Annotated in this window: 26 protein-coding genes; 17 read left to right on the top strand and 9 right to left on the bottom strand. The window is 64.5% G+C overall.

The annotated features are described in order from the left end of the window. Window positions 1-28 precede the first annotated feature (28 nt). The 8 genes from F455_RS0115445 to F455_RS0115405 all read left to right on the top strand — a co-directional run bounded on the left by F455_RS0115445 (window position 29) and on the right by F455_RS0115405 (window position 8,694). Complete coding sequence (locus F455_RS0115445; RefSeq protein ID WP_018974219.1) at window positions 29-823, top strand: hypothetical protein; 795 nt, start codon at window positions 29-31, stop codon at window positions 821-823. 129 nt (window positions 824-952) lie between these two features. Further along, window positions 953-1,390 carry a 30S ribosomal protein S6 gene (rpsF, locus tag F455_RS0115440; protein ID WP_018974218.1) on the top strand — a complete coding sequence of 146 codons (438 nt, stop codon included), beginning with the start codon at window positions 953-955 and terminating at the stop codon, window positions 1,388-1,390. 39 nt (window positions 1,391-1,429) lie between these two features. Next, the gene (gene rpsR / locus F455_RS0115435) at window positions 1,430-1,654 is read left to right on the top strand and encodes a 30S ribosomal protein S18 (protein ID WP_026293432.1); all 225 of its coding nucleotides are present in this window, start codon (window positions 1,430-1,432) and stop codon (window positions 1,652-1,654) included. Window positions 1,655-1,760: 106 nt separating this feature from the next. Further along, a complete protein-coding gene (gene rplI / locus F455_RS0115430; protein WP_018974216.1) occupies window positions 1,761-2,210 on the top strand; it encodes a 50S ribosomal protein L9 in 450 nt (149 codons plus the stop codon). 252 nt (window positions 2,211-2,462) lie between these two features. Then, the gene (locus tag F455_RS0115420; RefSeq protein WP_018974214.1) at window positions 2,463-3,848 is read left to right on the top strand and encodes a replicative DNA helicase; all 1,386 of its coding nucleotides are present in this window, start codon (window positions 2,463-2,465) and stop codon (window positions 3,846-3,848) included. Between the two features lie 97 nt (window positions 3,849-3,945). Further along, the gene (gene alr / locus F455_RS0115415) at window positions 3,946-5,049 is read left to right on the top strand and encodes an alanine racemase (protein WP_018974213.1); all 1,104 of its coding nucleotides are present in this window, start codon (window positions 3,946-3,948) and stop codon (window positions 5,047-5,049) included. Window positions 5,050-5,199: 150 nt separating this feature from the next. After that, window positions 5,200-5,745: an ECF-type sigma factor gene (locus F455_RS0115410; RefSeq protein ID WP_018974212.1), complete on the top strand. Its 546-nt coding sequence runs from the start codon at window positions 5,200-5,202 to the stop codon at window positions 5,743-5,745. A 51-nt stretch (window positions 5,746-5,796) separates the two neighbouring features. Then, the gene (locus F455_RS0115405) at window positions 5,797-8,694 is read left to right on the top strand and encodes a serine/threonine-protein kinase (protein WP_018974211.1); all 2,898 of its coding nucleotides are present in this window, start codon (window positions 5,797-5,799) and stop codon (window positions 8,692-8,694) included. A 14-nt stretch (window positions 8,695-8,708) separates the two neighbouring features. Here F455_RS0115405 and F455_RS0115400 read toward each other — a convergent pair whose 3' ends face one another. Then, window positions 8,709-9,077 (bottom strand): hypothetical protein, encoded by a 369-nt coding sequence (locus tag F455_RS0115400; RefSeq protein ID WP_018974210.1) that lies wholly within the window; start codon window positions 9,075-9,077, stop codon window positions 8,709-8,711. 117 nt (window positions 9,078-9,194) lie between these two features. On the opposite strand from F455_RS0115400, the gene radA reads away from it, so the two are divergent. Continuing rightward, on the top strand, window positions 9,195-10,568 hold the full coding sequence (gene radA / locus F455_RS0115395; RefSeq protein ID WP_018974209.1) for a DNA repair protein RadA: 1,374 nt from the start codon (window positions 9,195-9,197) through the stop codon (window positions 10,566-10,568). A 49-nt stretch (window positions 10,569-10,617) separates the two neighbouring features. On the opposite strand, the gene F455_RS0115390 is transcribed toward radA, so the two are convergent. From F455_RS0115390 to F455_RS0115365, 6 genes are all read right to left on the bottom strand, one after another. Next, window positions 10,618-11,736: a hypothetical protein gene (locus tag F455_RS0115390; RefSeq protein ID WP_157578921.1), complete on the bottom strand. Its 1,119-nt coding sequence runs from the start codon at window positions 11,734-11,736 to the stop codon at window positions 10,618-10,620. Between the two features lie 428 nt (window positions 11,737-12,164). Next, a complete protein-coding gene (locus tag F455_RS0115385) occupies window positions 12,165-12,581 on the bottom strand; it encodes a GFA family protein (RefSeq protein WP_018974207.1) in 417 nt (138 codons plus the stop codon). A 16-nt stretch (window positions 12,582-12,597) separates the two neighbouring features. Next, entirely contained in the window at window positions 12,598-13,062 is a 465-nt protein-coding gene (locus tag F455_RS0115380; RefSeq protein ID WP_018974206.1) for an SRPBCC family protein, read from the bottom strand. A 1-nt stretch (window position 13,063) separates the two neighbouring features. After that, complete coding sequence (locus F455_RS0115375; protein ID WP_018974205.1) at window positions 13,064-13,378, bottom strand: ArsR/SmtB family transcription factor; 315 nt, start codon at window positions 13,376-13,378, stop codon at window positions 13,064-13,066. 157 nt (window positions 13,379-13,535) lie between these two features. Continuing rightward, window positions 13,536-14,456: a hypothetical protein gene (locus F455_RS0115370; protein WP_157578919.1), complete on the bottom strand. Its 921-nt coding sequence runs from the start codon at window positions 14,454-14,456 to the stop codon at window positions 13,536-13,538. Between the two features lie 30 nt (window positions 14,457-14,486). After that, complete coding sequence (locus F455_RS0115365; RefSeq protein ID WP_018974203.1) at window positions 14,487-15,284, bottom strand: cytochrome C assembly family protein; 798 nt, start codon at window positions 15,282-15,284, stop codon at window positions 14,487-14,489. 109 nt (window positions 15,285-15,393) lie between these two features. Here F455_RS0115365 and F455_RS0115360 point away from each other — a divergent pair, with 109 nt between their 5' ends. Both F455_RS0115360 and ffh read left to right on the top strand, forming a co-directional pair. Continuing rightward, window positions 15,394-16,248, top strand: coding sequence for an alpha/beta hydrolase family protein (locus tag F455_RS0115360; protein WP_033410329.1), 855 nt, complete (start codon window positions 15,394-15,396; stop codon window positions 16,246-16,248). A gap of 88 nt (window positions 16,249-16,336) precedes the next feature. Continuing rightward, window positions 16,337-17,725 (top strand): signal recognition particle protein, encoded by a 1,389-nt coding sequence (gene ffh, locus F455_RS0115355; protein ID WP_018974201.1) that lies wholly within the window; start codon window positions 16,337-16,339, stop codon window positions 17,723-17,725. Window positions 17,726-17,829: 104 nt separating this feature from the next. Here the strand turns inward: ffh and F455_RS0115350 are convergent, their stop codons facing one another. Together F455_RS0115350 and epmB are read right to left on the bottom strand one after the other, a co-directional pair. Then, window positions 17,830-19,890 carry an EAL domain-containing protein gene (locus tag F455_RS0115350; protein ID WP_018974200.1) on the bottom strand — a complete coding sequence of 687 codons (2,061 nt, stop codon included), beginning with the start codon at window positions 19,888-19,890 and terminating at the stop codon, window positions 17,830-17,832. A gap of 106 nt (window positions 19,891-19,996) precedes the next feature. Then, on the bottom strand, window positions 19,997-21,061 hold the full coding sequence (epmB, locus tag F455_RS0115345) for an EF-P beta-lysylation protein EpmB (RefSeq protein WP_018974199.1): 1,065 nt from the start codon (window positions 21,059-21,061) through the stop codon (window positions 19,997-19,999). 56 nt (window positions 21,062-21,117) lie between these two features. Between epmB and efp the strand changes: the two genes are divergently transcribed. The 6 genes from efp to F455_RS0115315 all read left to right on the top strand — a co-directional run bounded on the left by efp (window position 21,118) and on the right by F455_RS0115315 (window position 25,720). Further along, window positions 21,118-21,687, top strand: a complete 570-nt coding sequence (gene efp / locus F455_RS0115340; protein ID WP_018974198.1) for an elongation factor P — start codon at window positions 21,118-21,120, stop codon at window positions 21,685-21,687. A gap of 207 nt (window positions 21,688-21,894) precedes the next feature. Continuing rightward, on the top strand, window positions 21,895-23,214 hold the full coding sequence (locus F455_RS0115335; protein WP_018974197.1) for a TRZ/ATZ family hydrolase: 1,320 nt from the start codon (window positions 21,895-21,897) through the stop codon (window positions 23,212-23,214). Between the two features lies 1 nt (window position 23,215). Continuing rightward, entirely contained in the window at window positions 23,216-23,470 is a 255-nt protein-coding gene (locus tag F455_RS0115330) for a YciI family protein (RefSeq protein ID WP_018974196.1), read from the top strand. Between the two features lie 22 nt (window positions 23,471-23,492). Then, window positions 23,493-24,212: a bifunctional 2-polyprenyl-6-hydroxyphenol methylase/3-demethylubiquinol 3-O-methyltransferase UbiG gene (gene ubiG, locus F455_RS0115325; RefSeq protein ID WP_018974195.1), complete on the top strand. Its 720-nt coding sequence runs from the start codon at window positions 23,493-23,495 to the stop codon at window positions 24,210-24,212. Between the two features lie 2 nt (window positions 24,213-24,214). Next, entirely contained in the window at window positions 24,215-24,877 is a 663-nt protein-coding gene (gph, locus tag F455_RS0115320) for a phosphoglycolate phosphatase (protein ID WP_026293428.1), read from the top strand. A gap of 6 nt (window positions 24,878-24,883) precedes the next feature. Continuing rightward, window positions 24,884-25,720, top strand: a complete 837-nt coding sequence (locus F455_RS0115315; RefSeq protein WP_018974193.1) for an isoprenoid biosynthesis enzyme family protein — start codon at window positions 24,884-24,886, stop codon at window positions 25,718-25,720. Window positions 25,721-25,729: the final 9 nt, after the last annotated feature.

The raw sequence follows: 25,729 nt of genomic DNA, 5'->3' as shown, positions 1-25,729 counted from the left end.
GGCGCTCGAAGACGAATGGGGTAGGGGCTTGACCGAATCCGATACGCGCGCGGCGATTGCGCCGCCTGGGCGGCGTGCCGACAACGCGTCCGATTCCGCGCTGAACAGCCTGCTGCCGCATCTGCTCAAGCTGTTCCGGCGCGAACCCGCGCTCGGCATCACCGTTGCCTACCTGTTCGTGGCGATGGCCGGCATCTTCTACAACTACCGTTTTTACGCGAAGTTCCACATCCCGGTATTGAGCCTGTCGCAGATCAGCGATTTCCTCACCGCCGGCATCCAGCAGCCGGTGGCGTTGCTGCTCGTGCTTTCCACATTGCTGGTCATTTGGCTCATGGACGCCGCCAACGTCTGGGCGCGGCGCCGGTATCGCCGCAACAGCGAGCGGCTGCGTGCGTTGGAGCAGCGCTCGCGCTGGCAGAGGCTTCGTCTGATCTGGATCGACTGGAATCTCCGATTCAAGAATCACCTGGTGATGCAGATCATGTACTGCGTCATCATCGTGTCCTACGGGTGGCTGTTCGTCGCGGTCTATGCCGACCGGCAGGTCGAGCGGGTTCAGGGTGGGGAAGGCGCACAAGTCAAGCTGCGCCTCAACGGCAGCGAGGCCGATCTTGCTGCGTCGACGGCACCGGCCTGGACCTGGCTTGGCGCCGTATCCAACCACATCTTCGTCTACGACGCGGCGGCGAAGCGCGCTCTGGTCCTGCCGACGAACAACGTCGCGCGCATCGAGCCGATTTCCGACGCAGGCAAGGCGGACGCAGCGAAGACGGCTGCGCCGAAAGCGGGATCCGCGTCGGCAGTTGCGCCAAACCCCTGATTCCCCTAGAATATGCGGTTCTTCGCGCGGCTCGTGCCGGCGAAGCCTTGCCTCACCGCACCTTGCTTGATGGGCTCGGGAGGCTGTCGCGACGAAAATCCCTTCGCGCGATACCCACAAGGAGACAATATGCGTCATTACGAAGTCGTGTTTCTGGTCCACCCTGACCAGAGCGAGCAGGTGCCTGCGATGATCGAGCGCTACAAGGCGCTGATCGAAGGCGGCCAAGGCAAGATCCATCGCCTCGAAGACTGGGGCCGCCGCCAGCTTGCCTATCCGATCAACAATCTCGCCAAGGCGCATTACGTGCTGCTCAACATCGAGTGTGGCCCGGAAGTGGTGCGTGAGCTGCAGACCGGTTTCCGTTTCAACGACGCGGTCCTGCGCCACCTGATCATCAATCGCGACGAAGCGATTACCGAGCAGTCGTTCATCCTCAAGAATAAGGATGACAAGGGCGGCCGCCGCCGCGACGGCGAGGAAGTCATCGGTTTCGGTGGCGAGGATTTCGACGACCGTCCGCGCGCTCCGCGTGCTCCGCGTCCCGCCCCGGCAGTGGCCGAATAAGTGGCCGCCCCCAAGAGCAAGAAAAAGGATACGAAGACCATGTCGAAATTCTTCCGTCGCAAGAAATACTGCCGTTTCACCGCCGAAGGCGTGACCCTGATCGATTACAAGGATCTCAACACCTTGCGTCAGTACCTCACCGAAACCGGCAAGATCGTGCCGAGCCGCATCACCGGCACGAAGGCGCGCTACCAGCGCCAGCTGACCACGGCGATCAACCACGCGCGCTTCCTCGCGCTGCTGCCGTACAGCGACGCACATTGATGTTTCAAGGCCGCACGCATCGCGTCCGGCCTGACGCAACAATTCGGACAACAACCCAACTGCTGCGCCGGAGCGAAGTTCCGGCGCTAACGAATCGGAGAAAGAAATGGAACTGGTCCTTTTGCAGAAAGTGAAAAACCTCGGCGCCCTCGGCGACAAGGTCAAGGTCAAGCCGGGCTACGGTCGCAACTATCTCGTGCCGCAGGGCAAGGCCGTGCCGGCAACCGAGAAGAACGTGGCCGAGTTCGAGAAGCGCCGTGCCGACTACGAGGCCAAGGCGAATTCGATCCTTGCCGCCGCCGAAACGCGCAAGGCCGCGCTCGAAGGTGCAGCGATCACGCTCAAGGCGAACGCGAGCCCCGAGGGCAAGCTGTTCGGCTCGGTCGGTCCGCGCGAGATTGCCGAGGCGTTCAGCGCCGCCGGCCATCCGCTCGAGAAGAGCGAAGTCATCATGGGCGAAGGCCCGATCCGCCATACCGGCGAGTTCGATGTCCAGGTGCACTTGCACGCCGACGTGCATACCACGGTCAAGGTCACGGTGACGGGCGAAGAGTGAGTTACTGCTCGACGCTGCGCTTTGGCAATAACTCGCGGCGCTCGAGCTGACCTTCGGCAGCTCAACGCCGCGTGAAAAAGGCGCCCTTCGGCGCCTTTTTCATTTCCACATCTTATCCACAAGCGAATTCACAGACGTTTGTGCCAGCATGGTCGCCAGTGTTCGATCGCGATGATCGCAGGTTATGAGACCGACGATTCGGAGCATTGGGGACACCTCCGTCGCTGAGACATCAACGAATAACAAGAACATATGGCCGCCTCACCGGATCGTTTTTCCGCCGCACGCATCGACGCGCTGCGCGTGCCGCCGCATTCCATCGACGCGGAACAGGCCGTGCTCGGCGGGCTCATGCTCGACGCGCACGCGTGGGAACGCATCGCCGACAAGCTTGTCGAGGACGATTTCTATCGCAAGGACCATCGTCTGATCTTCCGCGCGATCGGCGAGCTGTCGAACAAGAACATGCCGTGCGATGCGGTCACGCTTGCCGACTGGTTCGAGTCGAACAAGCTGTCCGAACTGGTCGGTGGCTCGAGCTACGTGATCGAACTCGCCAACGCGACGCCGAGCGCGGCGAATATCGGCGCCTACGCCGACATCGTGCGCGAGAAGTCGGTGCTGCGTCAGCTGATCGAGGCCGGCACGAAGATCGCCGGCGACGGCTTCCAGCCGGAAGGACGCTCGACCCAGGAAATTCTCGAAAGTGCTGAGCTCGAAGTATTCCGCATCGCCGAAGCCGGCGCGCGCGGGCGCAAGGGCTTCACGCCGATGCGCGCAGCGGTCAAGGAAGCGTTCCAGATCCTGCATCACCGCTACGAGAACAAGGGCGCGGTCACGGGCCTGTCGACCGGCTTCGCCGACCTCGACGACATGCTCGCCGGCCTGCAGCCGTCCGACCTGATCATCCTCGCCGCGCGCCCGTCGATGGGCAAGACCGCGCTCGCGGTGAACATGGCCGAGCATGCCGCGATCAAGTCGAAGAAGGCGGTGGCGATCTTCTCGATGGAAATGTCGGCCTCGCAACTTGCGTTCCGCCTGATCTCCTCGCTTGGCCGCATCAACCAGCAGCATCTGCGCACCGGTGACATCCAGGAAGAGGAATGGCCGCGCGTGACCAGTGCGATCACGCTCCTGTCCGATGCGAAGATCTTCATCGACGACACGCCGGCGCTGTCGCCCGGCGAACTGCGCGCGCGTGCGCGGCGCCTGAAGCGCGAGCATGACCTCGGCCTCATCGTCATCGACTACCTGCAGCTTATGGCCGTGCCCGGCAACAAGGAAAACCGCGCAACCGAGATTTCGGAAATCTCACGTGGCCTGAAGGCGCTGGCCAAGGAACTCAATGTGCCGGTCATCGCGCTGTCGCAGCTCAACCGCTCGCTCGAACAGCGTACCGACAAGCGGCCGATGATGAGCGATTTGCGCGAATCGGGCGCGATCGAGCAGGATGCCGACGTGATCCTGTTCATCTACCGCGACGAGTACTACAACCCGGAGTCACCAGACAAAGGGCAGGCCGAGGTCATCATCGGCAAGCAGCGTAACGGTCCGACCGGTCACATCAAGCTGACCTTCCTCGGTCACTACACGAAGTTCGAGAACTTCGCCGCGGAAAGCTACGGCAACTACGACTGATCGCCCGCAAAAAGCCGGAACTTGCCCGCGTGCCGCAATCCGGGCCAATGCGCAAACGCGTTACGATGCGCGCTCCGCGAGTCCCGCTTGAGATTGCATGAGTCGCACTGCACTGGCCACGATCCATCTCGGCGCGCTGCGCCGCAACCTGGCGCGCGTGCGCGATCGCGCGCGCGCGGCCAAGGTCATGGCCGTGGTCAAGGCTGATGGCTACGGTCACGGCCTCGAGCGCGTAGCGCGCGCTTGCGCGGACGCCGACGCACTCGGCGTCGCCGCGCTCGGCGACGGCCTGCGCCTGCGTTCGGCTGGCAACCGCCAGCGCATCGTCGTCCTGTCCGGGCCGGACGAGCCGGGCGATCTCGCCGAGTTCCGCCGCCTGCAGCTCGACGCGGTGATCCATCACGAATCGCAGCTCGCCTGGTTGGCCGCAGACCGCGACACACGGCCGTTGCGCGTCTGGCTCAAGATCGACACCGGCATGCACCGGCTCGGTTTCGATGCGCAGAACATTGTGGAAATTTATACAAAACTGCACGCACTGCCGAACATTGATTCCGACATCGTGCTGATGACGCACTTCGCCGCATCCGACGAGTTCGACAACGGCCTGACTGCCGCGCAGATCGCGCGCTTCAATGAAGCCACCGTCGAACTCGCCGGCGCGCGTGCCTTGGCGAACTCCGCAGGTTTGCTCGGCTGGCCGACATCGTTCGATGCAGGAGCTGCGCATGCGAATACCTGGGTGCGCGTCGGCGGCCTGCTCTACGGCTTGTCGGTGGTCGAGGGCAAAAGCGGCGCCGACCTGGGCTTCGAGCCGGCGATGACGCTGTCGACGCGCCTGATCTCGGTCAAGCAGGTAAAAAAGGGCGAACGCATCGGCTATGCGGCGACTTGGGAATGCCCCGAAGACATGGCCATCGGTGTCGCCGCGATCGGCTACGGCGATGGCTATCCGCGCAGCGCGCAGCCCGGCACGCCGGCGCTCGTGAACGGCACGCCTGCTGCGATCGTCGGCCGCGTCTCGATGGACCTGGTCACGATCGACTTGCGCAATGTGCCGGCGGCACAAGTTGGCGACCGCGTGATCCTGTGGGGCCGGGAACTTCCCGTCGAGACCATCGCCGCACATGCCGGCACGATCAGCTACGACCTGACCTGCGGCATGACGCGCAGGGTGTTGTTCGTCGAGGACGACCGCTAGCAGATCGGCAGAAATGTGATGTATTTGGCAGAAATCACGAGATGCAGACCGCGTGATTTCCGCCGGAAACATGCGATGGTGCACATCTGAGAGAATAGTACCGACCGCGCATCCGCGTGGTCGGGGGCGGGAATCCAGCGTGCACCGGCAATGAGCGAAGTTACTCAACTTTTGCAGCGTACCAGCGCGGGCGATACCGCCGCGCGCGAACCTTTGTACCGCCTGCTCTATCCCGAGCTGATGCGGCTCGCGCGCAGCCACCTCGCGCGCGCCGGCACGCTCTCGCTCGATGCGCCTAGCCTGTTGCACGACGCCTACCTGCGCCTGACTGCGAACCAACTGCTGCCCGACACCAACCGGCGCGTATTCTTCGCCTATGCATCGCGCGTGATGCGCAGCGTGATCGTCGACTACGTACGCGAGCGCAACGCGCAGAAGCGCGGTGGCGGCGCGCAGAATGTGACCCTGACCGCCGGCCTCGCCGAAACGATCTTTACTGAGCATTCGGTGACTGACATCGAGCGCGCGCTCGTCGCACTCGAGAGTCTCGACGTGCGCGCTTACCGCGTGGTCGAGATGCGTTACTTCGCCGGCCTCACCGAGGAGGACATCGCCTGTGTGCTTGAGGTCTCCGTGCCCACGGTCAAGCGCGACTGGCGTAAGGCGCGCGCATTCCTCTACGGGCAATTGTGTTGATCACCACGTGACACGTGCGACCCCGAAATTGCGTCTTGCAATGCACGTACCATGAATGTGCCCGGGGAAGCATTGAGCGAAAACAGTTCCAGCGGCGAAGACGATGCCCGCGAGGCCTGGCATGAGGCCATGCGCGTGTTCGACGATTGGGCCGACGCGGATGCATCGCACCAAGCCAAGCTGATCGCAGAGCTTGCGGAGCGCGACGTGGCCGCGCATGCGCATTTGCTCGTGCTGATCGCTGCGGACAATGAGGCGGAAGACAAGCGCTTTCTCGCCGCCGACGCGATCGGCGACGCTCAACCGCTGGCCGAAGAGGTCGTGCCTCCGGACCTTGCCGGCGAACGCATCGGCGCCTGGCGCCTGGACAGACTGCTTGGCGCCGGTGGCAGCGGCCAGGTCTGGCTCGGCTTGCGCTGCGACGGGCGCCACGACGGTCATGCTGCGATCAAGCTGCTGCGCGGTGCGGCAAGTGACCGCCAGGCACAACAGCGCTTTGCGCGCGAGGCGCGTCTGCTCGCGCGCCTGCAGCACCCTCATGTCGCTTGCCTGCTCGACGTCGGCGAGAGTAACCAAGGTCAGCGTTATCTCGTCCTTGAATACGTCGACGGCGAGCGCATCGACCATTGGTGCGACCGTCAGCGGGCCAGCATCGATACGCGTCTGAATTTGTTTCTGCAGGTCTGCGATGCGGTCGGCTATGCGCATACCAACCTGATCGTGCATCGCGATCTGAAACCGTCGAACATCCTCGTCGGCGCGGACGGCGAAGCCAAACTGCTCGACTTCGGCATTGCCAAGCTGCTTGAAGAGGAGGGTGGGGCCGAAGAGACAGCGGAACTGACGCGCGTGGGCGGTGCAGTGTTCACGCCTGAATATGCTGCGCCAGAGCAGTTCAGCGGCGAACCGGTGACGGCGGCGACCGACGTCTACGCGCTTGGCGTCGTACTCTACCTGCTGCTCAGCGGTCGCCGGCCATATGGGGAAGGCAACAGCACAGCGCTGCAATGGGCGCAGACGATCTCGACGAGCGAGCCGCGTCGCCTGTCGCAGGTCGCGATGGACAAGGGCGAGGACACCGAGCGCAACGCGCAGGCGCGCGGCGCGACACCGGCGCAGCTGCGCCGCAGCCTGCGTGGCGACCTCGAAACGATCATCGCGCGTGCGCTGAAGAAGGCGCCTGCGGAGCGTTACGCGACGGTGCAGGCGTTCGCCGACGACGTGCGTCGCTATCTGCGTCATCAACCGATCCGTGCACGTGCCGACAGCGCATGGTATCGCGCGCGCAAGTTCGCGCGCCGGCACCGCATTGGCATCGGCATGAGCGTGCTCGCGCTGCTCGGCATCGGCGTCGGCGTGGCCAGCGTGCTGCGCGCCGAGCGCGCTGCGGTACGCGAGGCCGCGCGCGCGCAGGCGGTGCAGCAGTTCCTGATCGGCCTGTTCCAGGAAGCCGATCCGGCGCACGCACAGGGCGAGAAGCGCACGGTCGGCGACCTGCTCGATCGCGGCGAGAAGAACCTGCGCGCCACGCTCGACGACGAACCGCAGACCAAACTTGCGCTGCTCGGCGCGCTTGGCAGCATTCGCGACCAGCTCGGCGATGGACGCCGCGCCACCGCGCTCGCGCAGACCGCATACGATCTTGCCGTGCGCGAATTCGGCGCCGACAGCCTCGAAGCCGGAGATGCACTTGCGGATCTGGCCAATGCACAGAAGAGCGCGAGCGACCTCGTACCCGCGGAGAAGAATTATCTGGCGGCGCGCGACATCCTGCTTCGCTACGCCGACCGCCGCGCGAAGGCATTGGCGACGATCGATACCGATCTCGGCTTCGTCTACATGGAGACCGATCGCGACGATGCCGCGCTCGCGCAGTACGCGGCTGTGCTGCCGCGGGTAGAAAAACTCTACGGCGCGCAGAGTTGGGAACTGGCCAACGAAAAGTCACTGCTTGCCGGTCTGTATTCGAAGATGGGTCGGCATGCGGACGCCGCGGCGCTCTATTCCGCACTCGATCCGCTGCTCGATGTGGTCCCGCCCGAGCATGCGCTTGCTGCCGCCGAGATTCGCGGCAACCGGGGCTATACGTTGATGAAGCTCGGTCGCGCCGCCGAGTGCGAGACCGTGGTGCGCAAGGCTGTGGCGGAGTACGACCGTCTAGCCGGGCCGGACAACAACTACGCCGTCGCCGCGCTGCGCACCTTGGGCTACGCCCAGGTCGAGGCGGGCGAATACGCCAAAGCGTCGGCGACGTTCGACGAACTCGTCGCGCGCACGCGCCGCGCGTTTGGCGCCGACACCGGCGAATACGCGCTCAACGAGTCGTTCCGCATCGGCCCGATGTTGATGACCGGGCACACGGCCGAGGCCGAGGCGACGATGCGCGCCGCACTCGAAGGCGCGCACACCAAGTCCGGATTGACACCGTCGGAGCAGCGCGGCGTCGAGCGCCGCTATGCACTGACGCTGATCTGGAACGGCAAGGCACAGCAGGCACGAGACATCCTGGCGAAGCTGCTCGCCTATGAGCGCGAGAACAAGGAGCCGGCGTTCAAGCTCGCCTCGACGCTGATGTACCTTGCCGGGGCGCAAAATTCGCTCGGCCAGTTCGCCGACGCGCGCGCGAGCGCGCACGAAGCGGCCGAGACCTACACGCGCTTGGGCCGGCGCAGCGACGCCGGTGTGGTGCAGTTGACCGAAGCACTGGCCGTTTCCGCGCAGGGTTTTTCCGCGGAAGCGCTCGGCCTGGTCGACAGCGCTGAGGCGAACCTGATGACGCGCTTCGCCGCCGACAGCCCGAAACTGCTTTTGGCGAAGATCGTGCGCGCGCAGATCGAACGCGCAGCAGGGCAGGTGGTGGAAGCCACGCACTTGGACGAATCGGCGCGTGGGGCCCTGAAGCAGCGCGTCGGCGCGGAATTACCGCCGACGCTGGTCATGTTGTTCTAGGGAACCTCGGCTTTTCAGTTCGCCGGCACGGGTACCACGCGCAGCGGCGAGGCGTACGGTTCGACACGCAGACTGTCATGACCAAGCAGGCTGACACGCTGACGCGGAGCCTGCTCCAACTCGCCGTCCTTGCCCTTGCGCACCGCGTACTGCCAGAGCGTCAGTTCGCCCTGGGACTTGAGCGCCTGGCCGATGTGGGTGACGTCGTTGCCACCCAGTTTTTTGATCTCTTCGGCCGAGAGCGCGACGACGACCTCGTCCTTGACCGTGACGATCTTGAACAGCGCGGTATTGTCCTGGGCAAAGCCGGTGCTGGCGGCGGTCATGGCGATTCCTGCGATCAGAAAGCGGACGAAGCCGCGGTTGGATTTGTGCTTGGGCATGGAAAGAGTCCTCTTGTCTTGTTCCGGCGACGGATCAGCAGACAGGACGTCAAACGGAGGAAGAAGGGATCATCGCCCGCGAACGAGCCCGATCGCCAGTTCCCGTACAATCCGCACATGGCGAAATCGAAGACTGCGTACGTTTGCAACCAGTGCGGCGCCGAATACTCGAAATGGCAGGGCCAGTGCGAGTCCTGCGGCGCGTGGAACACCTTGTCCGAGTTCGTCGTCGAGCCGGCGGCGAAAAACGACGCGGTCAAGCGTACGGGTTACGCGGGCGCGGCCGAGGCAAAGATCATCGCGTTGACCGACGTGGCGGCCGAAGCGGAGACGCGCGTGCGCATCGGCATCGGCGAACTCGACCGCGTGCTCGGCGGCGGCCTCGTCGAGGGCTCGGTCGTGCTCGTCGGCGGCGATCCGGGCATCGGCAAATCAACCTTGCTGCTACAGACACTCGGTGCGCTCGGCGCGCGGCTGCGCACGCTGTATGTGTCCGGCGAAGAATCCATCGCACAGATTGCGGCGCGCGCGCAGCGTCTCGGCCTGGCGCTCGAACCGTTGCGTTGTCTCGCTGAAACCTGCGTCGAGCGAATCATCGAGAACGCTCAAAAAGATTCCCCGCGCGTGCTCGTGATCGATTCGATCCAGACGATCTGGACCGAAACGCTGACCGCCGCGCCCGGCTCGGTGAGCCAGGTGCGCGAATCGGCCGCACGCCTCGTACGCTACGCGAAGGAGACCGGCACGAGCATCTTCCTCGTCGGCCACGTGACCAAGGAGGGCGGCATCGCCGGTCCGCGCGTGCTCGAGCACATGGTCGACGCGGTGCTGTATTTCGAAGGCGAGGCCGGTTCGCGCTTTCGCGTGCTGCGCGCGTTCAAGAACCGCTTCGGTGCGGTCAACGAACTCGGCGTGTTCGCGATGAGCGACAAGGGCCTGCGCGAGGTGCCGAATCCGTCGGCGATTTTCCTTTCCGCGCACAGCGCGCCGACGCCGGGCAGCGCGGTCATGGTCACGCGCGAGGGCACGCGGCCGCTGTTGGTTGAGGTGCAGGCGCTGGTCGATCAATCCTCGCTCGGCAATCCGCGCCGCGTCGCGCTCGGTCTCGAACAGAACCGTCTCGCGATGCTGCTTGCGGTGCTGCATCGGCACGGCGGCATCGCCGTGTACGACCAGGACGTATTCCTCAACGTCGTCGGCGGCATTCGCGTGCAGGAAACCGCGGCCGACCTGCCGGTGCTGCTCGCGGTGCTGTCGAGCTTTCGTGACAAACCGTTGCCGGAAAAGCTCGTCGCGTTTGGCGAAGTCGGCCTATCGGGTGAGATCCGCCCGGTACCGAATGGCGAAGAGCGACTGCGCGAGGCGGCCACGCACGGATTCCTTAAGGCGATCGTGCCGAAGGCGAATGCGCCGAAGAAGAACAAGATCGGCGAGATGGAAATCGTCGCGGTCGAGCGTCTCGCCGAGGCGCTCGACGCGGTCACGGGATGAATCGGCTATGCGGCGGCGATGCCGACCGCCGCGGTATACGAGAAGCCTGTCATGGCGTACTCGGCCCACCCGGGACCTTGCAACAGGTCGCAGCGGCGTCCGCATAATTGTTCACGGTGTTACCGTAAAACTCGCAGGTCCACGCGTTGCCGTTTTGATAGCTCGACGCGAGTCGCGTTGCTCCAGTCAGACCTCCGGGGGACGAATAGCAGGACCCGCCGGTGACGGTATAGCCCGAAGTGCAAGTGGGAGAAGTTATCGAAAAGCCGGCGCCATTGCTGTTGGTTGCCGAGTTGCTCACCTGGGTGCACGCGAGTGGCGTCGGGTTGGGCGGTACGAATGCACCGACCACGTCGACGATGACGTTTGTCTGGGCCTGGGCTGTGATGTCGAAATAGAGATTCGACGGAGAAATCTGCAGGATCCCCGCGTTGGCGAGCACGTCGTTGCTGCCTCCGTAGTTCATCCAGCTTGTCACCGGCGTCGTGCCGTCCGGGTAAACCTGGAGATAGGAATTGGCCGGTGCGGAAAGCCCGCGCGAATCGATGGTGACGTTGATCGCCAACGCCGCAGGCGGGTTGTGATTGATCCCGTAGTACGCGCCGAACGGATCGCAACTACCGCCTTGGGAGGAATAGGAGCTGACACTGAATTTGCGCGCCGTATTGTTTGCAATCGGGCCACCACCGCCGGATTGACGCGTGTCGACGAGCCGGCAGGATGCGTAAATTGGGATATACGTCAGGTCGTAATGATCCGTGCCGATCGAGTCCGGCGTGACGGATGCAGACGCCGCGTTGTGTAGTGTGCCGTTGAGGGCCTGTGGCATGCCGCTAGCGGCAGAGCGGCTGGCAAGATCAAGCGCCTCGCGCGCACTCGCCGACGCTGCGATCTGCGCCCAATCGTTGCTGGATCCGCGCATCAGGGCGTTGAGCATTTCCACGCGCCAGCCATCGCCGAGTTTTTCAGCTGAAGCGCGATCTGCAAACGATGCGACCAGTTGCTGTGCGGCGCCAAGTTTCTGTTGGGCACGCGCTATCGCATCGGCGTAGGCGGATGTGCTAGCGGGCCGTTTGCTAGCGATGGAATCCGCTGCGTTGCCCGCCCCCGCCGCGACCAGCAGAAGGCAGCCAGCCAAGACAATATTTCCCTTGTGTTCAAGTTTCATGAGCATGTCCTCGATGGTTATACGGTCGACGGCACCCCTGATACGCCGGAGGACTGACCGGACAGAGTCCGGACATCCCTCAGCAACGGTTACGCCGTTCGGCACGCAGAACTGACATGGCGCGGCAGACGGCAACAGACCGCGCGCGGCTCGGCGAGTCGCCGCAGTTCGTTGCGACGCGGTAAAGAGTTCCGCTTGAGTGCCTGCGCGAGGCGCTCGACACCACGGGCACATGATCGGCCAGGGCGCGTACCTGCAAGAATGTGTGCGGCATGTCCATCGCCGCAGGTGAGGTCCTTCACGGTGCAGAGAAGGGCGGCGGTTGCGTCGTTTCTGCGCGCGAAAAAACGCTGGCCGTGTTCCGACGCATGCCTGGCGACGCGTCCATGCTTGCACGTGCCGGCGGACTGCGGTTGCGTTGAAAGCGCCTAGGCGGTTGGCATCCGCTCGAAGGCCGTCAACGAGGGATCGATGGCATCCCACGCCAGTCCACGAACGCGGTAGGTGAGCGCCTGCGGCGCGAAGCGATCCGGGTCGTCCAGGCTGCCTGCAGCGATCGCGATCAGCTCCGGCATCGCGGCAAAGCGCAGATAGACCGGCGTTCCGCAGATCGGGCAGAAGGCGTGGCTCTTCACGTTGCCGTTGTCGGCCGCGACTTCCCACTCCGTCGCCTCGCCGCTGATCGTCATCTCGGCGCGTGCGGGAAAAGTCAGCCAGGAACCGTGCCCGGTGCCGCTTCGGCGCTGGCAGTCGCGACATTGGCAGTGGTTCTGGAAGACAGGCGCGTGCGGGGTTGCATAGCGGATCGCGCCACAGGCGCATCCGCCGGTGTAGGGCTGGGTCATGATGTCGGCTCCGGATTCAGGCTGCCTTCGGCTTGGCGAAGACGTCGATGCCCTGGCCCGTTTCGAGCAGGGACTTCAGGCTGGAAAGAACGATCGGCCAGCCTTTCTGGATGCCGGTCGCCATGCCGCTGCCGGCCTCGAGCTCGTCGTGGGTGACGGTCAGCCGTACCATGTCGTCGTATGCCTCGACGTCGAAGCTCACGCGGCTGTAGCTGGCCGGATCGGCCGCTTGCGACGGGTTCGCCCAGGTGATGACCAGACGCGTCGGCGGCGCGATCTCGACCACCTTGCCGACGATGTTGACCGTGCGCTCCTCGTTGGCGCGCACGTGTTGCCAGTCCGACCCGGGCTTCCAGTCGGAGACGTTCTCGTGCCCCCAGTAGCGGCGTGCGATCTCCGGTTTCGTGATCGCTTCGAATACCTTTTCCGGCGTCGAGCGGATATAGGTCACGTAGACGAAGCTGGTCTTTTCTTTGCTCATGTCACTCTCCTTCGAGTTCTTTCTTCAGGTCGTGCAGCAGGCTGAGCCGCTGACGTTCAAATTTGCGTACCCAGCGCTCATAGACTTCGTGTAGCGGCACCGGGTTGATGAAATGCAGTTTTTCCCGACCACGCCAGACCGTGCTCACCAGATTGGCCGCCTCGAGGAGGCCGATGTGCTGGGTGACCGATTGCCGCGCCATGTCCAGGTGATCGCAGAGCTCACCCAGCGTCTGCCCGTTCCTCGCATACAGCAGGTCGAGCAGCTTTCTGCGTGTCGGGTCGCCCAGCGCCTTGAAAATCTTGTCAGCGTCCATCTGTCGTGTTCTTGAGTGAGGTGATTATATGCAGGTAAATGCCTGCATGTCAAGCAGCACGTCAGCCCGCGACTATTGCCGCCGTTATTCGAGGAATGCCTGCAGCACGATCGCCCGTTTGTATGCCTCGCCCCTTGTGCGAGGAGCGCGACCGGTGTCATTGCATCATTCCGTTGCGCCAGGGATGTTTGTAGAGATCACCCCGCCCATTGATCAAATCCGCGCAACTATCGGGGACTTCAGTTAGCTTGGGCTGACTGGCAAAAAAGGCGGCATACTCCTCCCGCGCCCACGCTTCCGCAGCAGCCCTCTGTTCATCGGACAAATAGGCGGTGGTGCTGGTGCCGTCGAGCCATTGAGCGTATGGACCGGTGGCGCCAGTTCGGAGCAGGCGCTTCATCCGATAACTTGCCAATTCGCCTTCTGCCGGATCGTCATCGTGACCCGCGGAGTGCGTCAACATGGTCAAGAAGTTTGTCTCCGCGCCCTGCTCGACGAAACGCCAATCGCCACGCTTCAACGCCTGATCGTAGTATTTCAATGCAGTGGTTCTGTCGTCCTCGGAAACATGGTATTCCGCGTCAGGCGGCGGGAACCAGCACAGTTGCGCGTCCATGTCGCCTAGATGTGCCGCCATCCTCGTGGCTGTTTCATACTCTTGCTCGATGCCATGCGAATTGGCACCGCACTCGTTCCATTGCGGCGTCAACGCGGCGATTTTCTCGATGTCTCCAGCAGTCTGTTTCGCGCAAGCCGCTTCTTTCTCCGGTCCTGGCATCCACTGTGGATCTTCACAAGCACGAAGCCGGCTTCGGTACAACTCGATGGCCTTCGCAACAATGAGGCATTGTTTCTCCTCGCGAAAATGACGCGATGCCGTTTCGCGGTCGGAGATCGAAACCGCATTCGGATTCGGCCCGATGGGGGCCGTCGATTTCCTATCCGCCGAAACCCTGTCTGCAGATGGCAGGCCGGCTGGATTCGCGGACGACGGGGAAGTTTGTGACGATGCCGGGCTTTGTGTTTCAACGCGCACGACTAGCGCAGCTACGCACACCAGAAGAACTACCAGCAGCACTGTTTTCCGGTTCGCGCGCACGGACGCTGGCTAAGGCACCCGTTTCAAAACCACTTCGAGCACGAAGCGGCTGCCGAAGAAGGCGAACAGCAGCAACGCCATACCGATCAGCACGAGGTTCACTGCACGGCGTCCGCGCCAGCCGTAACGCCAGCGACCGAACAACAGCGTGCCGAACACGAACCATGCGGCGATCGACAGGATGGTCTTGTGCGCGAGGTGCTGGTCGAACAGATTGGTGACGAACAGGATGCCGGTGAGCAGAGTCAGCGTGAGCAGGACGAAACCCGCGCCGATCAGGCGGAACATCAGCGCTTCGGTCAAGGTCAGCGGCGGCAGCGTGCGCACGAGGCCGTCGAAGCGCCGCGCGTGCAGCGCGCGTTCCTGCAGCGCGAGCAGGATCGCGAGCACCGCGGCGATGCTGAGCACGCTGTAGCCAAGCAGGGCAAAGACAGCGTGCAGCTTGATCTGCCATTCCAAGGTCATCGGCTGTGTCGACGGGGCGAGGAACACGTCGATGCCGAGCAGCAGCGAAGCGAGCGGGAACGCGATCACGCCGAGCGTCGCCACCGGGCGGCTCAGGTTGACGAGCAGGCACAGTGCGGCGATGCAGGCGCCGACCAGCGACAGCGCGGCGAAGAAATGCAGGTCCACGCCACCGCGGTGCGCGCTGAACAGCACGACGAAATGCAGCACAACGGCGATTGCGCCGAGGCCCATGCCGATCGCGCGCGGTTGCGCCCGGCGGTGCAGCAGCGGCAGGGCGAGGATCGCCGCAGCGGTCAGATACAGCGCGGTGGCGAGCAGGGTGGAGATCGTTGCGGACATGCGCCAAGTGTCGCATATCGACGCGGCGCTGCCACGCGTGAGCACGGTTGAAGGCTACGTGTCCACCGAATCGAAGCAACTGCGTTGTGATCCTGCGGGAGGAGTCGCCATGCGAATGTCATCGCTGTTGTTTGTATTTGCCGTCGGCCTTGTCGGGCTGGCATGGGCCGTCGTCGGGCAGCACATCGAAGCGACGCGGATGGATGGCGCCTTGACGCCGCTCGCCGTATACGAGCCGTCTGTCACCGGCAAGGACTGCGCCCCGCTCGCGCTGATCTCGCACGGTGCCGGTGGCAGCGAACGCGGCCTGCGCTATCTCGGCGAGGCGCTCGCGCGCGACGGCTGGCGCGCGATCGTGATCGGTCATCGCGAAAGCGGCCTCGGCCCGCTCGCGGCCGATATCCGCAGCGACGGTTTCAAACAGGGCATCGCCGATCTGGTCACGAATGCCGATGCCTACCGCAAGCGCTTTATGGACATCGACGCCGCGCGTGCATGGGCGAACAAGACCTGTCACGCGCCGTATGCCGTGCTGCTCGGTCATTCGATGGGGGCGATCACGGTCATGCTCGAAGCCGGCGCGCAGAACAAACTCGATCTCAAAGCGCAGGGCGGTTTCGATGCCTACGTCGCGTTGTCGCCGGAAGGCCCGGGACAAGTCTTTCCGGCGGATGCCTGGCGGCCGATTCGTGCACCGATGCTGCTGATCACCGGCACGCGCGACCGCGGCCTCGACGGCGACTACACCTGGCGCACGCAGGCCTACGACGGCCTCGGTCCGGGCTGCCGCTGGCTCGCCGTCGTCGATGGCGCGAGCCATATGGATTTCGGCGGCGCGCGCAGCACGAATGCGCGCGTGGAAACGGCGACGACAACATTGGTCACACGCTATCTCGACAGCCTGCGTCGCGGACATTGCGCGAGCGCACCGCAGCTCGACGGGGTGGCGTTGCGCACGAAATAGCCGCCACTGGGGGGTGCGGCGGATTCGGCGGGGCAGTCGGGGCGATCAGCCGCTATAATTCGCGGCTCGCTTCCCCTCCGGCAAGACCATGTTTGAATCCCTGAGCCAACGCCTGTCCACCACCATCGAGCGGCTGCGCGGCCGCGCGCGGCTGACCGATGCGAACATCCGCGAGGCCTTGCGCGAAGTGCGCATCGCGCTGCTCGAGGCGGACGTGGCGCTGCCCGTGGTGCAGGCGCTGATCCAGCGCATCCAGGTGCGCGCAGTCGGGCAGGAGGTGCTGAAGTCGCTGTCGCCGGGGCAGACGCTGGTCAAGGTCGTGCGCGACGAATTGACCGCGGTCATGGGCTCGGTCAACACCGATCTGAACCTTGCCGCCGCACCACCGGCGATCGTGCTGATGGCGGGCCTGCAGGGCGCCGGCAAGACGACGACGGTGGCGAAGCTCGCCAAGTTCCTCAAGGATCGCAAGAAGAAAAAGGTCATGGTGGTCAGCGCCGACGTCTATCGTCCCGCGGCGATCGAGCAATTACGCACGCTGGCCGAACAGGTCGACGTGCTGTTCCATCCGAGCACGGGCGATCAGGATCCGGTCGCGATCGCGCAAGGCGCGCTCGATGCTGCGAAGAAAAATTTCGCCGACGTACTGCTAGTCGACACCGCGGGCCGCCTCGCGATCGACGCGGAGATGATGGACGAGATCAAACGCCTGCACGCGGCGCTGAATCCGGTCGAGACGCTGTTCGTGGTCGATGCGATGACCGGCCAGGACGCGGCGAACACGGCGAAGGCGTTTGCCGAAGCGCTGCCGCTGACCGGCGTCGTGCTGACCAAGACCGACGGCGATGCGCGCGGCGGCGCGGCGCTGTCGGTACGCTACATCACCGGCCGCCCGATCAAGTTCATCGGCGTGTCGGAGAAGCCTGACGGCCTCGACGCGTTCCATCCGGACCGCATCGCGCAGCGCATCCTCGGCATGGGCGACGTGCTCTCGCTGGTCGAGCAGGTCGAGCAGAACGTCGACAAGGAGAAGGCGCAGAAGCTTGCCGAGAAGGTGATGAAGGGCAAGCGCTTCGACATGAACGACATGCGCGATCAATTGCAGCAGATGGTGTCGATGGGTGGCTTAGCCTCGCTGATGGACAAGCTTCCCGGCGTCGGCAACCTGCCTGATGCGGTGAAATCCAAAGTCAATGACAAGGAAATTCATCGCATGATCGCCATCGTCAATTCGATGACGAAGAAGGAGCGCCGTCATCCCGACCTGCTCAACGGCTCGCGTCGCGCGCGCGTCGCCAAGGGTTCCGGCACGCAGCCGGCCGACGTCAACCGTCTGCTCAAGCAGTACATGCAGATGGAGAAGATGATGTCGAAGATGGGTTCGGGCGGCATGAAGGGCCTCATGCGGCAGATGGGCGCGGCGATGAAGGGCATGGGCGGCGGTGGCGGCATGCCGCCCGGCGGCTTGATGCGCTGACCCGCGGCGAGGCCGATCGACGCGAATATTCTCCGCGCGAGTATTCCCGCGTTACGCCGCGCTCAGGCGCCGAGGCGACGGTAAAAACCAGGCCAGGCGCGGCATCACGCCGCGCTGAGTATCTTTTCCGGCTCGTTCAGATAATTGCCCTGGACGAAGTTCACTCCGCAGGTGAACAGGATCGACATGCTCGCGGCGTTCTCGACCTGCTCGGCGATCACGATCTTGCCGGCCTGGTGTGCCTGGTGGCAAAACTGGCGGATGAACTCCTGGTGTTCCTTGTCCTTGGGCAGATCCTGCATGTAGCTGCGGTCGATCTTCAAGTAGCTCGCATCGATGTGCTTGAGCAACTGGAACGAGTTGACCCCTGCGCCGAATTGTTCCAGGGCGAAGCCGCAATGCAGTTGACGCAGCCCCGCGACGAAGCTGCGGGCGGCCTTGAGCTGGGTGATGACCTTGCTCTCGGGCACCTCAAACACTAGAGCGTCGCCGCGCAAGCGCGCGGCCTTGAGTTGCTGGGCGATCCATGGCAGCAAGGTCTCGTCGGCCATCGACGGTGCGGTGAGGTTGACGAAGAACGTCGTATGCCGTCCGGCCTTCTCGCGTTCGGCCAGTGTCGTGATCGCCTTGGCGATGACCACGCGGTCGATCGCCAGCATCAGTCCGGCATCTTCGGCCACCGGCAGGAAGACGTTCGGCAGTACTTCGCCCTTGTCGTCGACGAGGCGCGCCAGAATTTCGTAGAACTCGCCTTCGACCCCGTGCAGATTGACGATGGGCTGGCTGTAGAGCGCGAACTGGCCGCGCTTGACCGCTTGCTCGAGACGCTCGCGCAACTGCTGCGCTTCGGCGAGCAGGGCCGCGTCGCGCACGCCCGGATCATGGATCGCGACCTGATTGCCGCCGCGCTGCTGCAGATCGCGCAGGCCCGCTCCGACCTGGGTCAGTACGGCTTGGGTGTTGGCGTTCTTCTCGCCGATCAATACACCGGCGATGCTGACGAACAAGTTCAAGTGGCGCTTGCCGATGTCGAAATCGTGCTCGGCGTAGGCATTGCACAGCCGCTGTGCGAGTTCGTTGGCGGCGTCGATGGACAACGCCGGGCTGAGTACGCCGAAGGTCTGGTCGCCGAAGCGGAAGGCGATGTGCTCGGTCGATTCGAGATTGCGGCGTAGCAGGTTGGCCATGTCGCCGAGCAGCAGGTCGGCGTTGCCGAGACCGATTTCGCCCAGATGCTCGCGGAAGTTGTCGGCCTCGAGCAGCAACAGAATCTGATTCGGCGCACCGCCCGAGGCGGCGGCGACCATGCGCTCGAGTTCGGCGAGGCCGTGCTGGCGGTTGTACAGATCGGTGACGAGGTCTTTCGTGCGCAGCGTATCGATCTGCTGCGCAAGCTCGGGGTTGGCCAGCGGTTGACGCAGCACGATCTGCTGGCAGGGTTCGCCGGCGACGCTGGCCGGGGCGAATTCCATCACTGTGTCGAACGTGCTGCCGTCGGCGCGGCGCATCTTGATCGGCAGGCTGGCCGGTGGCTTCTCGCCGCGCGACAGGCTGCGCAGCAGCGCCTTGAAGTCGCCCGCCGCTTCGGGGGCGATCAGGTCGAGCACCGACACGCCTTGCAGCTCTTCGAAATCGGCGCAGCCGAATACTTCGAGCCAGGCGCGGTTCGCGCGCACGTGCGCGCCCTCGTGCACGTAGGCGATCGGGTCGCGCGCAGACTCGAGCAACGAATCGCAGCGGCGCTCGGATTCGGCAAGGCTCAGTTCGAGCCGGCGCACACTGCGGCGCAGGTTGAGGCTGGCGAATTCGCGCTGGATCACGCCGACGAACAATTCCGCCTGCTGATAGGCCGCCGCGCCGTTGACGCCGTGGCGGAATACTTCGGTCAGGATCTCGCCCGACAGCTCGGGCACGATCGCGACGATGGCGATGTCCTTGCCGCCGCGGTTGGCCGCCTGCACGACCTCGTCGAGCCCGAGCGCGGTCCCGGCAAGGATCAGGTCTGGGGTCTGCGCCTGCAGTTGCGCGTCGAGTTCGTCCGCGTCGCGCACCTGGGTCGCGCGCACGGCGATGCCGGCGTTGCGCAGCACGCTGGTCAGGCGCTCGGCTTCCTCGACCGATTCTTCGACCAGCAGGAGTTTGATCACGTCCGTAGGTTTGCTCATGGCTTCGATGAAGCTCGCGTCCGCGATGGGAAAATGAAAGGTGCCCGAGTTTTACTCGATTCGTCCCACCCGCGCCAGTGGGCGGCCAGGCAACCGGTGGGCCACATCACAACGGCGTCTTGTGCGATTCGCCCGCGATCTCGCGCACGAGCCGCGGCAGCAGGTAGCCCGGCAATTGCACGCGCAGCGCTTCGACGAGCGCACGCGCGGCAGCGTCGTCGACCGCGAAATGCGCCGTGCCGGCAACGCGGTCGAGCTGATGCAGGTAGTAGGGCAGCACGCCGCATTCGAACAGATTCTTGGACAGCGCGGCGAGCGCGTCGACGCTGTCGTTGATCCCGCGCAGCAGCACGCTCTGGTTGAGCAGGGCCGCGCCGGTCGCGCGCAGTCGCGCGCAGGCCGCGGTGACGCTCGCGTCGAGCTCGTTCGAGTGGTTGGCGTGTAGCACGACCGCGACCGGCCACGGCAGGCCGCGCAGCCAGGCGATAAGCTCGGCGTCGATCCGCTCGGGCAGCACGACCGGCAGCCGCGTGTGGATGCGCAGGCGGCGGATGTGCGGGATCGCAGCAAGTGCGCTGGTCAGCTCGGCGAGTTTGGCCGTCGACAGCGACAGCGGATCGCCGCCAGACAGGATCACTTCCTCGACCGAGTCGTCGGTGCGCAGGTGTTCGATCGCCTCCCGCCAATGATTGGCCGCTGCGGTTTCCTCGGCGTAGGGAAAGTGGCGACGAAAACAGTATCGGCAATTCACCGCGCACGAGCCGATCGCGACCAGCAGCGCGCGGCCGTTGTACTTGTGCAGAACGCCCGTGGCCGTGAGCGCGTCGAGATCACCCACCGCGTCGAAGCCGAAACCCGCGACATCGTCCAGCTCCGCGGCCTGCGGCAGCACCTGCAGCAGCAGCGGGTCGCGCGCATCGCCGTGACGCATGCGTGCGACGAAGCCGCGCGGCACGCGCAGAGCAAAGCCGGTGTCGAGGCGCGGCAGGATGCTTTCGGCCAGATTTTCCAGGCCGACCAGCGTGAGCAGCTCGCGCGGATCGGTCACGGAGTCGCGCCACAGGCGTCGCCAGTCCTGATTTTGCGGGTCGCGGATTCCCGAACCCGGGGCCTGGCCGGCATGCGCAGCCAGCGTGTTCCCGGTTACAATTGCGGCTTCAATTTTTCCCATATCCTTCAATTTTAGCCGCAATCGACCGCGGCTCGTCGCATAACGGAGCTTAGAAGATGGCCAGCTATGGCATGAACGACGTCAAGAACGGCATGAAGATCATCGTGGACGGCTATCCGTGCTCGATCGTCGACACCGAATACGTGAAGCCGGGCAAGGGCCAGGCGTTCACGCGCGTGAAATACCGCAACATCAAGACCGGCCGCGTCGTCGAGCTGACGATGAAGTCGACCGATTCGCTCGAACCGGCCGACGTGATTGATCAGGACATGGAATATCTCTACAGCGACGGCGAGTTCTGGCACTTCATGCACCCGGACACGCACGAGCAGATCGCGGCCGACAAATCGGCGATGGTCGATGCCGAGAAATGGCTCAAGGGCAACGAGATCTGCATCGTCACGCTGTGGAATGGTGCGCCGCTGACCGTGTCGCCGCCGAACTTCGTCGAACTGCAGATCACCGAAACCGATCCGGGCGTGAAGGGCGATACGGCAGGTTCCGGTGGCAAGCCGGCCAAGCTGGAAACCGGGGCGACCGTGCGTGTGCCGCTGTTCGTGCCGAACGGCGAGCTGATCCGCGTCGATACGCGCACCGGCGAGTACGTCGGACGAGTCAAAGGCTGAGAAAGCATTTCACCTCTCCCGCTGGCGGGAGAGGTCGAAGCCGCGGCAGCGGCTTCGGGTGAGGTTGGTGCCGCGGCGAATGATGATGTATCCGGTTTGCCGCCCGCATCCGCCCTCGGCACCCGTCCCCGCGCCCCGTGGGAACGGGAAAATACCTCCCGCCAGCGGGAGAAGGGAAAAGCAATCCATCCGGTGCTTCGGCAGCCTATGACGATCGTCGATCAACTCCTCGAAGCCCGCTGGGTCATCCCCGTCGAACCGCACGGCGTCGTGCTCGACCAGCATGCCGTCGCGCTTGCCGGCGACACAATCGTCGACGTGCTGCCGATCGAAACCGCACGCGGGAAATATCCGAGCGCCGCGCGCGTCGAACTGAATGAGCATGCGCTGATCCCCGGTCTCATCAACGCGCACACGCACAATCCGATGGTGCTGATGCGCGGCCTTGCCGACGACCTGCCGCTGATGACCTGGCTCAACGAGCACATCTGGCCTGCCGAGGGCCGCGTGATGGGGCCCGAGTTCGTACGCGACGGCATCGAGCTCGCAATCGCCGAGATGCTGCGCGGCGGCACCACCTGCTGCAACGAGAATTATCTTTTCCCCGACGCGCAGGCGGCGACTTACCTGAAGTTCGGTTTTCGCGCCGTGGTCGGACTGCCGTTCATCGAATTTCCGACCGCGTGGGCGCAGAGCCGCGACGAGTATTTCGACAAGAACCTCGCCGTGCACGACGCATTGCGCAGCGAATCGCTCGTGACGACGACGCTCGCGCCGCACGCGCCGTACACCGTCGCGAACGAGACGTTCGAGCGCATTCGTTTGATGTCCGACCAGCTCGACCTGCCGGTGCACCTGCATCTGCACGAGACCGCGCAGGAAGTGGAAGATTCCAAGCGCGACCACGGCATGCGCGCGATCGCGCGCATGCATGCGCTGGGCCTGGTCAACGATCACCTGATCGCGATCCACATGACCCAGTTGACCGACGGCGAGATCGCGCAGCTCGCCGAAGCCGGCGCATCGATCGTGCATTGCCCAGAATCCAACCTCAAGCTCGCCAGCGGTTTCTGCCCGGCGGAAAAGATACGACGCGCGGGCGTCAATCTCGCGATCGGCACCGATGGCGCGGCAAGCAACAACGACCTCGACATGTTCGGCGAAATGCGCACCGCGGCAATGCTCGCCAAGGCGGTCGCCAACGATGCGAGCGCGTTCGACGCGGCATTCGCGCTGCAGGCGGCGACGCTCAACGGTGCGCGCGCACTGGGCCTGGCCGAGCGCATCGGTTCGATTGTGCCGGGCAAGCAAGCCGACCTCACTGCCGTGCGCCTCGATGCGATCGAAACGCAACCGATCTATCACGTCGCCTCGCAACTCGTATACGCAACCGGCCGCCAGCAGGTCAGCGACGTATGGATTGCCGGCCGACGCAAACTGGACAACCGCGCGCTGGTCGGCATGGACCTCGCCGGCATCCGTGCCAAGGCACGCGAATGGCACGAGCGGATTGCGTTCGCGCAATAGCATGAACCGCTATCTGGTGGTCCTGATTCGTCGCACCGGCTTCGATCCGGCCGCAGTGCCGCTGCATCAGCAGTTTCTGCAAGAGCTGCGCGCCGAGGGACGCAACGAAATGTCCGGTCCGTTCGGCGACAAGAGTGGCGGCGCCTACCTGCTGCGCGCGGTCGACTTGGCCGAGGCGCAGGCGATTGCAAGACGCGACCCGGCGCACACGAGCGGCGGCTGGGAGATTAGCGTGCGAGAATGGCTGGCGCATTGAGCGCAATCGGAACCGGTTCGTAATGAATTCAACCAACGTCAACGAATCCAATGTAAGCCGCGCGGAAACCGGCAAATTCGACAAGCTTGCCGCCTCGTGGTGGGACCCGGAGGGTGAGTCGCGCCCGCTGCACGATCTCAATCCGGTACGCCTGAACTACGTCGCCGAGCGCGTCGCGCTCAGGGGCGCGCGCGTGCTCGACGTCGGCTGCGGCGGCGGCATCCTCAGCGAAGCGCTGGCCGCGGCTGGCGCACAGGTAACCGGCATTGATCTCGCGCCGCGCGTGCTCGACGTGGCGCGACTGCATCTGCATGAATCGAATCTGCAGGTCGACTACCGCGAGATCGCCGTCGAAACGCTCGCGCAGGAATCGCCCGGCGCGTTCGATGCGATCACCTGCATGGAAATGCTCGAGCATGTGCCCGATCCGGGCAGCGTGATCGCGGCCTGCGCCATGCTGCTCAAGCCCGGCGGTCGACTGTTTCTTTCCACGCTCAACCGCACGCCGCTCGCGTTCGGCGCGGCGATCCTCGGTGCCGAGTACGCGCTCAACCTGTTGCCGCGCGGCACGCACCACTACGCCCAGTTCATCCGTCCGGCGGAAATGGCAATGGCACTGCGCGATGCTGGCCTCGAACTCGAAGACCTGAGCGGGTTGGCTTACAACCCGTTGTCGCGGCGCGCGTGGATCGTGGGCAACACACAAGTCAACTACCTCGCCTGCGCGGTGAAACCGGCGTGAACTTGAACGGCAAACCGATCTCTGCCGTGTTTTTCGACCTCGACGGCACGTTGATCGATTCCGCTCCCGACCTGATCGACGCGATGCGCCGCCTGCGCGCCGAGCTCGGCGAGCCGACCATCGTAATGGACAAGGTCGGCATGGTCGTCTCCAAGGGTGGCCGCGCGATGCTGCGCGCGGGCTTTCCCGGTATCGATGAAACACGCGTCGAGACTTTGCTGCCGCGCTACCTCGACTTGTATGCGCAGCAGATCGCGTTGCTCACGCGTACATTCGACGGCATCGACGCGGTGCTTGCGAATTTCGACGCGCGTGCATTGCCGTGGGGCATCGTCACCAACAAACCCGAACATCTTGCACGCAGCGTCGTCGCGGAACTCGGTCTTGCCGCGCGCAGCGCCGCCCTGGTCGGTGGTGACACGCTGGCCAAACGCAAACCCGATCCCGAGCCGCTGCTGCACGCGGCACAGTTAGCAAATGTCGATGCAAGGCGCAGCGTCTACGTCGGCGACGACGCGCGCGACATCGAGGCCGGCCGTGCCGCCGGCATGCGCACCGTCGCGGCGGGCTGGGGCTATCTCGACGGCGAGGATCCGCACGATTGGGGCGCGGACATCGTCGTCGCACGACCGCAGGATCTGATTCCCGCGCTCGGCCTGGATTGAATTGGCATGTCGGACGTGCAACACGGCGCTTTCGCCAGTTTCGAGGAGAAATGGCTGGCGGCGAATCCCGAGCAGGCCACGGTGGCGCTGTTCCTCGCGCCTGACGCGCGCTTGCGCTCAGCCGCGTTCGGCAGCCTGGTCCACGAACTCGAGCAGGCCGCGTTCGGCCTGAGCGAGGCGCAGGTCGCCGAGGTGAAAATCCAGTGGTGGCGGCAGGAGCTGCTCGCGGCCGCGTCCGGATCGGTGCGGCACCCGCTCAGCGCGGTGCTGTTCGCCGATCCGAAGACGGCGCAGGTCGATGCGGCGGATTGGATGGCGCTGTGCGACGGCGCGCTCGCCATGCGCCATGTCGGCGCCGCCTCCGACCTGGAATCATTGCTGGGCGAATACTCGGCGTTGTACGCGCCCGTTGCGCGGATCGAAACGGCGCTGTTTGACGCACCGATCACAGGGGCAGTGACTTCTGCGAGGCTGTGGGCGGTATCGCATCTGCTGCTCGCCCTGCGCCACCTGGCCGATGTCCCCGAACGCCTGCCCGTTCCGCTCGATCTGCTGGCGCGGCACGAAACGACGCGCAGCGCGCTGGCCGAAGCCGTGCCGAAGCGCGCCGAACTTGTGCGCGACCATCTCGGCCGGCTTGCCTCCGCGTTGCAAAGCACGCTGGCCGAGGCCCAGCGCGCGCCGCTGGCTCGGCGAGTGCGTTCGCGGCTCGATCTCGCACTGATGCAAAACGCGGCGCACTCCAATGACCCGCTGCGCGCAGTGATGGCGCAACCCGGTGGCGCGCGCTGGAAGGCATTGTGGTGGTCGTGGCGCGAGGCGCGCGCGTCAGCGCGAACGTAGCGTAGCGCG

This window comes from Rudaea cellulosilytica DSM 22992, assembly GCF_000378125.1.
In the GTDB taxonomy this organism is placed as follows: Bacteria; Pseudomonadota; Gammaproteobacteria; order Xanthomonadales; family Rhodanobacteraceae; genus Rudaea; species Rudaea cellulosilytica.
The sequence above is the reverse complement of the archived record's forward strand: the minus strand, read 5'-3'. Positions and strand labels throughout refer to the sequence as shown.